Below are 14,076 nucleotides of genomic sequence, written 5' to 3' on the forward strand. Positions count from 1 at the left end.
AAATAAATAGAGACCAAAACTATTTTTATTTAACTAAGTAAAAAAATCCAAACACTAAATCTAGATTTTACACTTCCTTGAAATAGAAGCAAACTAGTTTCGGTAATATGATATGTTATTGTAAATTTTCTATGCTGATTTTTACACTGATTATTTTACAATCAACTTAGAATGATACACTCTGTTATCTTCTGAAAATACTTTAACATGATACATCCCAGATTCTAATATAGACTGGCTTTGTATTTCTATTGAATTATTTGATAAGGTGTTACTGTATACTCGTTCACCCAAGAGATTATATATTTCTATATGCTTTTCATCTCCAAAATTTTCAAACGTTATAGTGAACTTATCTTCTGTAGGATTAGGATATACTCTTAAAGAAGAAACCATGAAGTCTTTGTTTTTGGCACTTAGCAACGGTCCCCCTGTGCCTTCTATTCGCCATTTACCTCTATCATCATCTGCATTCGCTTCAAGGTTATAGCACTTGTCATCGGTTTGATGATATAGAAACCTTCCGTAGTTTCTAGCTTCAAACCTAAAAGTATCATCTACTTCGTTATAGTGTACTGTCCATATTTTATCAGTATCTGCTGCTGGCGGCGCTTTACCCGTGCTAACAGTTAAATATGGTCCCGCTGAAAAACCTTCTCCAGTAGCACGTAAAATACCATTAATACGGCTATCAATATTATAGTAATCTATACCGTCTCGAGTGGTTTTTATAAACTCCCATTTTGTATCATTTCCATCTCCAGTATCGTGCATTATCACTGGTTGACCAGCAGTGGAATTAGTTCCTAGATATTTTCCGGTAGCTACATTAACCAGTTGATAAACGCCTTCGCCATCACCTCCAGTACTGCCACCAGTACTCCCAGATATTTTCATTTTATCGTAATTAAAACCTCCTACTTCACCTACAACTTTAATGTTTTGAACACCTTTTTGAAGTGAAATGGTCGCTTTAGTCCCTTTAAAATTTGTTAAATTGGGGGTTTTGGTAAGTGATATTGAAGCGAGAATGGTTGTTCCTTTGACTATTTTTAGTTTTTTTGTGGCTCCAGGTGATGCAGCAAATACTTCAACATCATATTCTCCATCTTCAGGAACGTTTATAGTATACTCTGCAAAATCATTAGCTCCCCAAGAGTTTAGATAAAATACCGTATTACTCCATCTGGTAACATTTACCCCACTTTTAGAAGTATAATACTCTGCTTCTATAGTTGATGGAACTTGATGTGTTTTAGGGTTTACAGTAAGGGTTTTTGATGCTTGTGCGGAAGTAAAATAATCGTTTCCATTTTCTGAAACCGTTATCGTTGCACTACCTGCTCCCAAAATCTGCCGTACTTGGTCATCCCACACTACGGCGATTTGATTATTTGGGCATAAGAACCTTAAATTGGCATCTGGATTATTACTGGTTGCAACCAGACTAAATGCTGGATCTCCAGAAGTTACTTCGGGAATATCCTGAAAAATAATTTCCTGTTGACGTATTGGAACTGTAAGTTCGTGCCCCACAATTGGTGCCGCATTATACGTTTCGTCACCAAACTGTATGGCATTTATTGTAGCTGTACCAGCACGCTTTACATGTAACTTATTGCCATTTACTATTTCAGCCACATCAGTATTCGTGCTTTCGTACTGTACTGGCAAACCAGAACTGGAAGTAGCATTTAAAGTTTCGTCTGGATTTCCCCAAGTATGAGTCGTTGTGGCTAAAGTGAAATCGATAGTTTGGTTTAACTTTGATGTGTTTGCATTAACCACTAAAGTTTGTGGTATCTCTGGTGCTTCATCATAAGTGCCATCACCTTTTTGGCTTGCAATAATTTCGCAAGATCCTACCCCCATAATTTGCACTTCATTGCCATTAACAATACGTGCTATATTTGGGTTTGAAGACACATAAGATACGGGTAATCCAGAACTTGCCGTTCCATTTAATGTAAAATTAGAATCCCCTTCTGTTTTTTCTGCTAAGGTATCGAAACTGATGGTTTGTGCTGTGTATTCTTCTTTTTGTAACTGGAACACAAAACAATGAATTGGCACGGTATCGCTATTTACGGCCTCACTAAATACTACAGCAATTACTCCGTCATCCATGACTGTAATGCTCTTTCTATCGTTTACACCTATAGTAGTTCTAAAATCTTCCCGCCAATTATACGTGCCGGCCAAGGCACTTGTTACAATAAAATCGCCTCCGGTTAAGTTGAATTTATACATTCGATTTCCATAAAACACTCCTAAAGAGCCTTTGTTTCTATCTTCTGTAAACTCTGTTTCGTTTTGTTTTCTTAGATAATTATAAGGGCTTGTTCCTTTAGGATTTATATAAGTATAAATATCATTTTTAGGAGAAATCGCCAACTGTGGCCCTCCTGCCCAACCTTCTGTTGTTGGCACACTTCGAGGGTCGGCTATAAAAAATGGCTCATGATCGATTATTGGTAAGTCATAACTTTTTCCATCTAAAGTTGTTGCCTTACTGTCCATACGGGCACCCAATTCCATCACGTAAACGCCTTCGTTTAACCTTGTGGGAGATTCGGCCCAGCGCGGTGAGTATGAATAATAAAATTTCCCGTTTATAAAATTAGCACTCCCATAGCAGAAGTTGCGTTCGCCTTGGGTTACTTCGTTACCTCTTCCTTTAATAATGATAACTTCTTCCGACCATGTATCGCCATTGTAATAGGTCATTACAATGTCTCCACCAACAGCAGACCCCAATCGGCGTTCAAAATACATCTCGCCTTGATCATTATTGAATAAATCTGGATAGGTAACACCGGTTACTTTTTTTCCAGGGATTAAATAATTTTGCTGTGGAAGAAAGTTGTCTGCAATAAAATCTTCATCTGGGCCAAATGCAATGTTCTTTTTAGACCTAATGTAATTCAAATCTTCGTTATGGTGATCGAACATAAGGTGCACCGTGCCGTCGATGGGGCAAATGCCAATATTGGTGGTTAAATGGGTATCGCCCTTTCCGCCAACCAAACTCAACTTTGCTGGCAGCTCTACATGCACCCAATTGCCCTCACCAATCTTTTTGCGAGATACCATTAATGTACGGTCTGCCCACCCACCGCGATACCAAGTGTAAAACACATAACCGTTCGTTACTTTCATACAATTACCATGTGGGTTTATACTGGCTCCGTAGTGATACGGTTTTGGGTCATCTGGTTTCCAGAAATAAAACGCTTCGTCGGTAATTTTTGTATTTTCTAAAAAAGTGACTTGTGCCGATAATTCTTTTGTGAATGCATTAGCCACCAATAGGAACAATAAAAATAGTTTGTAGTTCCTAAATACTTTTAGTTGTAAAGCTGTTTTCATAATAAGTTTAGTTTGTAATATTTAGTTGGTATGTTTACTTGCCGATTTATTATTAGGTGCTCATAACTTTACCATGAGGGCCTATATAAAACCTGAGCTTGGTTATGTTACCTGAAGCAAATTAAAGGGAAGGCAATCCATTCCATATGTTATATGAAATAGAAACACCATCCAAAAAAAGAATGCAAAGGACTCTCTGAGATATGTTATGCATTATTGTGGTAAAGTTTAGTTGATATTATTAGATATAAATATCTAAAACACAATGTAAATAACTATCCTGCCCTATATGGTTGGGTGTTCTCTTCTAAATGAAAAAAAAAAAAAAAAGAATGAGGTAAATTAAATCAATCTACCAACCTCAGTCTCACAGGCCCTACTAAACCAGAACGCTCCAATTCAGTTTCGTTTGTTTTGGGCCCAGCCGTAGTCCACGTTTTCTTTTGGTCTTTGGGTCGTGAATTATCAAAAATAAGTTGGTAGATAGTGAGTTGGTTTATAATGTTTTTAATACTTAAATTCCGTATGTTATCAAATAGAAATTCTACTATTTTCAGTTAAAAAAATATAAAAACAGCAGCAAAGGACAAACTTTTTAGTTTAGCCCTTAACTGCTATTTTTTTACGATAGTTATTTATAAAGTCATTATTTATTAATGATTTGTTTAATGGAAAAAATAAAAAGACCTAAAAAGCCTATAGCTCCTAAAAGGGATGCATAAAATTTCCAACTATCAAACTCGTTCGGAACTCCTTTTTCTATAAATAAAAATAAACTTCTAACAAATAGAATTCCCATAATTATAACCATAATCCTTATTCGTCTATTTTCATTTTTTATCATGACTCGTGTTATACCAATTTATTTTTAATGATTCTCTTTTTTGTTTTTAATTTTCACATAAGTAAATAAAAAACAGAAAGAGACAATAAAACCGGTAACTATTTGAAATATTTTTAAATACAAAATCCCTTTCTGTTCAGGAAACCCATTTTTAATCATAATACCAGTATCAACTCCTGCGAATCCTGCTAATAAGCAGAATAAGAGCAAGTATATAATCGGGTACTTTATCCAAAAATTTTTCATACCTATCATTTTTAAATATCATCACAAGCTAGTCCTACAGAAACATAGTATAGGCCTGTTGCGACGCAGGATGGTGCCAGTGCAACTCCCATCGCTGTTGGGCTACAACCCGAAGCGAGACTAAAGAACGAAGCAATTTTCTCTCTAACCATAGGTATTTTTATATTCTATGTTACTTTTTGTGAGAGACGCCTAATGATACATCGTAAAGACTTACACAAATAAAAAGTATTTACTTACAAATTATGTCCTGTTCTGTCCTGTATACCTTATAAAAAATATACATTTTACCCGTTGTGCATTTTGAGCATAAAATTTAGTTTGAACGTCAATTTGAATGATTTTGAGACAAGAAAAATCGTATCGAGAACTTTTGGTTGCTAAAATTTTAATTCTCGATACAAATTTTTCTCATTTCAATCGAAAAATCCGCTCGAATTGACGATTTTTTTTCAAAATGCACAACGGGTTACATTTTGAAATTATTAATGCGAAATAGTTTTTATAGTAACCTTTCCTACTAAACCTGAACGCTCCAATTCAGTTTCGTCTGTTTTGGGCCCAGCCGTAGTCCACGTTTTCTTTTGGTCTTTGGGTCGTGAATTATCAAAAATAAGTTGGTTGCGCCAAGTGTTGGTTACTTTAATTTCAAGTATATTTTCTCCTTTTTTCACAAAATCGCTAACATCAAACTGAAACGGTGGCGCCCATTTTACCCCCACTTTTTTTCCATTGCACCAGAGTTCTGCAATATTGGCGACCTCGCCTAAATCTAGAATGGTATGCCTCCCCAGCCCCTCAAGGTTTACAGTTTTGGAATATATAGTGGTGCCTGAATAGTGTTTTATGGCCTCGTCATCAAATTTTGTTAACGATTTTAATTCTGAAACACTTAGAGTTTTCGGGGTATCCCAACCATCCTCAAAAGTTAAAATCCAATTATTTTGAAGTGGTGTTTCTTTAACTGCTATGGTTTTTGCTAAGGTGTTTTCTTTTTGATGAAACACATATTCACCTGAAGTTGTGGCTAAAAAGTCTTCATTTTGAAAAGCTATTTGAACATGGTTTTCTTCTGAAAGTCTTTTGAACCAACCCGTTTCCGTATCTAAAATTGTAAGACCACCTTTAGTTACTTTTGAAGCTAGGGCTTGATTATTCTCTTTTGAAAACACAATAACAGCACTCCCATTTGAAGGTAAAGATAATGCTACATTAGTTCTATCTTTAAGCTTTTTCCAAATTTTGGCATTTTGTTGATGCCCAGTGAAAGCGTCCCATATTTTAGGGGTTCGGTCTGCCACTCGGAAACTTAAAGCAACATTAATAGGCTTATTTTCCTTTGAAGCCACAAAATAAATATCGGCATCTTGTGTTTCACGATGTATCCAGTTGATATTTAAGGCACCGGGTACAATTACGTCTTTTTCAATTTGTTCTTCTTGCAAAACCTCTTCCAAGGTTTTACCCCAATATACTTTTCCTTTACCAACTTGTTTTACGCCGCTCTCTGTATCATCCCACATTGTGTCTGCAATGGCAAGTAACTCTTTTACCTCATTGTCATTATCCATTAAACTAGGTGAGTCTTTAGGTTTATTTCCTAAAATAACTGCCCCATTTTCAACCAGTTCTTTTAGTTTTCTAGCCGTTGAAAGCAACATATTTTCAGAATCCCTAAGTTTAATAACTCTGTAATCACCTCCGTTTTCCACATGAATTTTACCGTTTTCCACACTTAGCTTTTCTTGAAGAATTTCAGCATTTAAGTAATCAAAACGATAGCCTTTGGGGAATGCATCTAAATCAAACGGCGGACGCTCATAATGGTCGCCATAATACCACAGTACATCTGCCACATATTCGCCTTGCTGTAGTAAATACTGGTTTCTTGTTAAATAATCAGTCCAATCCTTCATGTATGGCCACCATGTTTGTTCTCTAACCAAAGGAAATCCAATATTACCTCCAAAGCTTGACCCTGGATACACCTTTTTTTGCGGTGTATGCGAAAACGTGTGGAACACCAAGTGATTTACACCTTTGGTAAAATTATAATCAATTAAATATTTAACAGAAAACGGATGTTCATTCCACTTTACACCAACTTGTGTGCAAGCCTCGGCAGCCAACATGAGTTTGTTGTATAAATGGGTGGCCGAGGCCGCATTGTAAATGGGTTTGGCATACTCATTTTGAGCTGACGGTGCACTAGGATACCAAAACTCCGTCATAGGAATATCACTCACTCCATAATATCTCATAGGGTCTACAGGCAGTACTTCCCCTCCAGCTCCTTCGGTGTAAACTTCGGCTCCCATATCGTGTGCTACGGTTGCAAAATGCTTGAAGAAATTGTCTATAAAAACTTCATCCATCGTTTGCCTTAAATCCCTTAAAAACTTTGTTGTCGCTTTTTTGTTATCCACAATGTACCCCATAGTTGCTGGCAGGTATTTTTTCATACTGTAGCCACGTCTGGTTTCAAATTCTTTGAACATATCTTCAGAATTCATTGTCCAAGTTGGCACATGGCTCTCCCAGCTATCAATTAATAAGCCATGCAATTTTCCATCGCCTATGGGGCCACCGTCTTTTATTAAGTTACCAATCATTCCATTTCTCAAATGGTTTTCAATAGCTACTTTATCGAGTTTGCTCGACTCCCAACCTGTTGCCTCGGGAACTGCTGGCTTGTTGGTTAAACGCATATTGATATGCCCAAAACGAACAATGGTCCAATTGCCTTCTGGAATATCCCATGTTAATTTTCCATTGGCAGACATATTATCGGTTAGATTAACAATAGATTCTGTATTTATTATGGTATTTTCAGCATAATCAATCTCTACATCTTTCTCTAAACGGCGTAACACTTTGGCGGCTTTTGCTTCGTGATTATGCAACCTTGGATTAGAATTTAATCGAATAAATTCTGGAGCAATACTATGGCTGCCTTCAAACGTAAAAATGAACTCTTTTGCAGTAGTTTCAGGAATGGTTAACGTGAGGTGTTTTCGTCGGTCATTCCAATTTGCATCTGGAATATTTAAGGTTGCAATCTTTACGCGTTTATTATCAATTAATGCTTCTACTTTAACATCAACATCTATAACGGGGTATTCTGTACCCATAATCATGTGTCGCGTTTGCGGGAAGGTAATGGTTCTTAAAGTAACAGGTGCATCAAAACTTGTTTTCACCCAAGTATTTTGATTATTTACTTTTGATATCCCTTTTGAACGATATGCTTCAATAGGTTTGTCTAAACGCGTCGTTTTTCGAGTAACGATAATTTTTGAATTTGGGTTGAACATATCCTCCCAAGGCACTACAGTATTATTGGTTTCAATCTTTGAAGGGGTAAAAGGCTTTGAATCATCGCCTTCAACCGTTGGAAAAGCTAAAACTTGAATATCTTTATAATCAAAATCTGCTGTATGATATAAGGAATCTATTTCTAATATTTCATCGAAAGTTTTTCCTCCGGAAATGTGATATGTAGTTTCAACAACTTCACGTTGCGCCTCCTCAACAGGCACCCATGGCCCACCAGTCATAGACCAGCCTGGGCAATTTTGCATGGTAAACTTTAAACCTAAACGTTGGCATTCGTCAGCCGCATGACGAATCATATCTTCCCATTCGGGCGAGAGAATCTTTATTGGGTCTACACCTGGGTAAGGTCTTCCTGCTTTATTAAATAAATGAATGCCTTGCAAACCGGCTTCTTTTATGGCCTCTAAATCTAAGGTCAAACCCTCTTTAGATATATTATTCCCGTTAAGGTGAAACCAAGTTTCGGGGCGAAACTGCTTTTCGGGATTATTAAAACCTTGACCTAGTTGTTCAAGGCTAATCGTGTTTTGAGCAGTTTTATTTTTTTCAAGTTTCGATTGACAAGTAAAAAATAAAATTGCAAAAATGCTTAATACAGAAAGACTTTTCATTTGTAATTTTTATTAACTCAATATAATTTACTGATTAAGCATTAAATGATCGACAAGGTTTAAATCTATTGGAAATCTAGAAGTTTTAGTCTCCAAATTAATTTACCTTTCTCAGCTTTATTCCACTCAATCGGGTTTCCCCTTTTTCGGCCTTAAAGTCAACAGTTAAACCCTTATCGTCCTCAACAGTAATTAAAAAACGTTTAGAAACACTCCGATCGTCCCCAAACTGTTCTTTCACATTCAAATCCTTCCAAATTGGTTTTCCATTTACAGCGATAGTCATCACATTTTCACCTTTAGATTTGAGTTCAGCTAACAGTAGGGACAACTCATACGTTCCGTCAGGCACGTCAAATTTATAGGCTTCAATACCGATACGTTGGGTTTGATAAATCGGGTCGTTCTCAGTGCCCTTAACACTCACATTGGTACCAATATTATTCCTTCGTTTACTTTTGAACCTTAAAAAATCGCCCCCAACATACCCAAATCCACCCTCTTCATAAGGTTTATCGGGCATCCATAAATAATCTACATTATCGGTTTCAATAAAATAGCAATATGAACCCACATTAATGGCTATTTCTTGGAATGGATTGGTTTCACTTTTCAAATTTTTAGGCTGAAGGGTAAAATCAACAATAGCAAAGTCCTTAAGCGTTTTTCCATCTTTTTCTGAGACCACTTCAATTAAATTTTGCCCATGTGTAAAAGGCACATTAAACGTTACCGTGGCAAAATCAAATGTTTGTTTTCCTAGAGAAGTGCCGTTGATAAATAATTCGACCTCCGCTCCATTTCCAACCACAGTTATGGGTTGGGTGGCTACATTAGCCCCTTCATTATCTTCAACACCGGAGCGCTTATTCCATCCCTTTGAGGCAATAGCTAAAAAGGGTGTTTTCTTTAAAAGCGCTTGATATAAATAATAGGCGTCTTTCTTTTCCCTCGAGGCCGATACAATACCTTTATTATTAATATGGGGCACAGCATCTATTCTGTGTTCTACCTGAAAATCGGCGTAATTCCAGACATTCGCCCCAACAATTTCGGGTATATCCAAAATAGCCTTCATATAAGCTTTATGTAACAAAAATTGGTACTCTACACTAAAATCAAATCGGGTGGGGTTGTAGGTTCTTAATCTTGGGTCCGCACCTCCCCCGTATTCACTTAAAATTAAGGGTTTATCAGGATTAAAGGCCAGTGTTCGTTTCACTAAATCGCGTAAGATTTCATCTATTTGCTCCAGTTCATCCCTATACCAACCATAGTATTTATTATAGCCCACCAGTTCGGTTACCCGAATACCTAGTTTATCCTGATACGCCGGTTCCCTGAAGAACACGGTGTATGAATAGCGTGTTTCATCTTCTTCTTTTATCGTTTTAGCTAAAGCTTTATGCGTCTCTATAAAATGTTTTGTGTAATCTTCCCCTAACTTATCCGGGGCTTGCATCGTAGTTTCGTTTCCTAAATTCCAAGCTACAATAGATGGGTTATTATAATTAAAACGAATAGCCTCTCTAAGCATTTTAATACTGTTCTGTTTTCCGGATTCATTGGCCGCCGCCTTATCCACAAAAGGGATTTCTAGTGTTGCCACAAAACCCATTTTATTGCACATTTCTAAAATAGCGGGGTCTTGTGGGTAATGGGCAATGCGTAAAAAATTGGATCCCATATCTTTAAGCAATTTCATATCGTTACGGTGAATTTCATCACTTACCGCATTGGCCTTTCCCAAAAAATCCTGATGACGACATGTCCCTATTAATTTGGTTTGTTTGCCGTTAATAAAAAAGCCCTTATTAGCATCAAAACTAAACCATCTAAAGCCCACTGGATTTTCAATTCTATCGTAAACCTCACCTTTTTTATCTACAATTTCTGAAACCAGCTTGTACAGATACGGGCTTTCTGGCGACCATAAATTCGGATTTGAAATTGAAAATTCGCTGGATACATCTTTTCCGAAAGAAGATTTAGTTTTTACCTGATTTACTAAATTATTACTAGCATCATACAAAGACTGCTTCACGTAATAGGTTCCTTTTTTCGGTCGTACCAACTTAGACTGTACCGAAACTTTTGCCGAGGCTTCCGAAACCTCTGGTGTTCTTATAAAAATGGGGTTCGCTCCTAAATTGGCCACTTCAAAGTGTACAGGTTTTGTAATAATTAAATGTACATCGCGATATATGCCTCCATAAAACGAAAAGTCAGCCGATTGTGGAATAATTTCGTCGTTATGGGCATTATCTACTTTTACAGTGATTTCATTTTTACCCGGTTGTAACGAAGCGGTAATATCTCTTGCAAATGTGGTATAGCCACCGATATGATCTTCACCTACGGCTTTGCCATTTACGTAAAGAGAGGTTACTTGATTGGCCGCTTCAAATAATAAAAATACCTGCTGATTCTCGTAAATCTCTGGAATATTTAAAGTCTTTTTATACCAGCCCTCCCCACGATAATAGCCATCTTCATCATCTAAAATATCTTCCGTATTCCATGAATGTGGAATCGTTACATTTTCCCAAACAATAGTCTCATCATTATCAAAAGGTTGCTCTAAACTTCCTTTATAAAAATGCCAAGCTTCATTTATGGTTTCTATGTGCCGTATTTGTTGCGCATAATTCCACAAAGAAGATAGCAATAATAGTAGTGATAGTAGTTTTTTCATTTAGTTTAGTCTATTTCTTAAATATTATCTTAGTTAAACTCAACAACATCGCTTGGTTCAAAACCGATACGATGCGTTTGAACCAGTAATTTAGTTCCTTTGGGCAGTTGAACCGGCTCCTGATAGACTTCCCACGATTGTGGTGTGTTGCCGTCCTGACCCATTATTTTATAGCCAATGGAAGCACCTTCGGTTTCACAAGTTACTTGCACCAAACCATCTTTAGCTGTAATAATGGGGTGAGATGTTACGGGCTTGGTGTCTTTACCAGACCATAGTTTTTCAACTAATTTAGCCTCGTCAAGATTTGGTTCGTCCCCAATTTCACTCATCCATCGATCCATTTCAGCACTGAGTTCGTCCAACTTTTCCTGATATTCTGGTTGGTCTGCCAGATTGTTCAGTTCGTAGGGATCAACTGCACAGTCAAATAATTCTACTTTGGGTTTTTGCTCCCTAAACCACTGCATCTGGATATCGTTTAATTTACCTTCTGCCTTTAGTCTTAATAACTCCTGCATGGTTGGTATTTTTTCGCGATACTCCACAGGCAAATAATACCCTTGTTCAGGTCTGTAATTACGGATGTATTTGAATCTACTATCTCTTACTGCTCGTATTGCATCGGTAAAGCCATCAAACCTGTCGGCGGCGGCGTGAATGTATTGACGTTCTTCGGCTTTATGTTTTCCTAAAAAGGCTTGACCTTGCATGTATGGTTTGGGAGCTTCTCCTATTATGGACAATAAGGTAGGTGCAAAATCTACAAAACTTATTAGTTGCTCATCTTTTGTACCCGCCTTTAACTTATTTGGAAACCGAATAATCATTGGGGTATTTAAACCAGAATCATAAATTAAACGTTTTTCCCGGGGCAACGGCCCTCCGTGATCTCCATAGAAGCAGATAATTGTATTTTCCAGCAATCCATCTTCCTCCAACTGTTTGAGTATGGCACCTACTTGGCTATCCATTTCAGCTACATTATTATAAAGCTTCCACATATCCCGCTTTACTAAATCAGTATCGGGAAGATATGGCGGTATTGTAAATTCGGTATCTTTTGGTAAATGCTGTTTTGTTGCATCTTCATCTGTACGATTTTTGGCGTGATTCGCCCCTTTATTCTTCCAACTGTAACTTCTATCCCCAGAATGGTAATGTCTGGTTTCTATTTGCCTAAAGCCATAAGGTTCAAATAAGCCAGACTCGTGGGTTTCGGTAAAATTAAACACGGCAAAAAATGGTTGATTATCTTCTCTATTGCGCCAGTGTGCATAAGGACTGCTTTCATCCCAGGCCGTAACGGGCTCTTTAAACTGATAATCCGTTTTATAATTGTTGGTGCAATAATAGCCTTGTATGCGTAACCATTCACTCAACATTTTTACTTCGGGAGGCGTTACAGCTTCGTATTTTGGCAAGCCTGTTACCTCGGTGTAAGAGTCTGTGCGCATGTGATTGGCACCAATACTTGATGGGTACATCCCCGTTGCAATGGCGGCCCTACTTGGTGCACAAACCCCTGAGGTGGAATATAAATTGGGATAAATAACGCCTTCACTAGCTAGTTTACTTAAATTTGGTGTTACTACAGTAGAATCTCCAAACGACGGTATGTACGGTCCCATATCTTCGGTTACCAACCACAAAATATTTGGTCTATCAGGAAGGCTTAAGGTGGCCTCCTCACTGACCGTTGTTTGTGATTTATCTTTTGAATGACATCCCACCAAACAGACAAATGCAAATAAAAAGGCTTGAACAAGTTTCATAATATGAATTGAAAAGAAAAAAGGATAGTAATTAAATTAATATCCTTTTTTGAGTGTTATTTTTGGGTTTAGTCTAATTTTAAGATTTCGCTACCCGCTAATAAAAAGGCCCCGGTGCCAAAATTCTGCCAACTATCTGCAGATGCCGGCTCTGGGAAAGCTCCAATGTTTTGTACCCAACCTACGCGACCATCTTCATGCTGGCATTTTGCTATGGCATTCCATGCTTTTTTAACTGCCGGCGTATGTTTTTTATCTACCAAACCATTGTTGATGCCCCACGTCAATGCAAAAGTGTGGAAACCACTACCACTTACCTCGCCGTGATCGTAAGTTTCTGGGCACAATAAGCTTGTACGCCACAACCCATCCTCTGGCTGAATTTTTAATATTTTTTCGGCAATTTCCTTGTATAGTTTTTCGTAAAATGGACGGTGCTCATAATCCGCTGGCATGTCATCTAATATTAAAGCTAAACCTGCAATTACCCATCCATTTCCTCTAGACCAAAATACTTTTTTACCATTAGGCTCTTTAGTAGGGTTGTCATTACCCTCCCAAACAAAACGCATATCTCTAGCAAACAACTGCTCTTCCTCATCGTATAATTGATTGTAAGTTTGCATGTAGAATTTATGCATCTCATCCAGATATTTGGGCTGATTGGTATGTTTGGCATATAAATTAAGTACAGGAGGCACCATAAAAAGAGCATCGCACCACCACCAAAGAATGGTTCTGCCGTATTCACTTTTATCAGTTCCTGCTTTCCAATTATCGTCTTCGTACAAATGCGCATCTAAGAACTTTTTCGTAGGCTCTAAGTCTACAAAATTTTTCCTATTTTCATTCCTATCAATATATATATAACTATATGAAATAGCCACATCATCAGCATGGTGCAGACGCGTATAGGTTTGCCAATTGTTCCAATAGGCTTGATTTTTTAGAGCCGCCATGTACATCATATCTTTGGTGGTCTTGTGGGCTCTTGCAACCCCTACGTAATAAGCTCCTGCCGTCCAATCTGTTGGTGCTAGGGCAAAAATAGGGTGAGCTTCTTGCCATTCCAGAGCCTTAATCATTGAGGTCTTTACCTCCTCCTTATTTATAGACTGTACTTCTGCTACTTTTTGTGCAGTGGAACAGTTGAACAGTAGCATAACCGCTATTAGTGTTACAATGGATTTACTCATGATG

The 14,076-nt window shown here is 37.5% G+C and carries 5 protein-coding genes; all 5 read right to left on the reverse strand.

The window, feature by feature from the left end; all coding sequences use genetic code 11:
• Nucleotides 1-150 precede the first annotated feature (150 nt).
• The 5 genes from ABI125_12165 to ABI125_12185 all read right to left on the reverse strand — a co-directional run bounded on the left by ABI125_12165 (nucleotide 151) and on the right by ABI125_12185 (nucleotide 14,072).
• Nucleotides 151-3,369: a BNR-4 repeat-containing protein gene (locus ABI125_12165; protein ID XCF05478.1), complete on the reverse strand. Its 3,219-nt coding sequence runs from the start codon at nucleotides 3,367-3,369 to the stop codon at nucleotides 151-153.
• A gap of 1,575 nt (nucleotides 3,370-4,944) precedes the next feature.
• The gene (locus ABI125_12170) at nucleotides 4,945-8,406 is read right to left on the reverse strand and encodes a glycosyl hydrolase (protein ID XCF05479.1); all 3,462 of its coding nucleotides are present in this window, start codon (nucleotides 8,404-8,406) and stop codon (nucleotides 4,945-4,947) included.
• A gap of 97 nt (nucleotides 8,407-8,503) precedes the next feature.
• Entirely contained in the window at nucleotides 8,504-11,101 is a 2,598-nt protein-coding gene (locus ABI125_12175; protein ID XCF05480.1) for a glycoside hydrolase family 2 TIM barrel-domain containing protein, read from the reverse strand.
• A gap of 29 nt (nucleotides 11,102-11,130) precedes the next feature.
• The gene (locus tag ABI125_12180; GenBank protein ID XCF05481.1) at nucleotides 11,131-12,876 is read right to left on the reverse strand and encodes a sulfatase; all 1,746 of its coding nucleotides are present in this window, start codon (nucleotides 12,874-12,876) and stop codon (nucleotides 11,131-11,133) included.
• A 68-nt stretch (nucleotides 12,877-12,944) separates the two neighbouring features.
• Nucleotides 12,945-14,072 (reverse strand): glycoside hydrolase family 88 protein, encoded by a 1,128-nt coding sequence (locus ABI125_12185; GenBank protein ID XCF05482.1) that lies wholly within the window; start codon nucleotides 14,070-14,072, stop codon nucleotides 12,945-12,947.
• Nucleotides 14,073-14,076: the final 4 nt, after the last annotated feature.

It is taken from the genome of Tamlana crocina (assembly GCA_040429635.1).
GTDB classification, from domain to species: domain Bacteria; phylum Bacteroidota; class Bacteroidia; order Flavobacteriales; family Flavobacteriaceae; genus Flavisericum; species Flavisericum crocinum.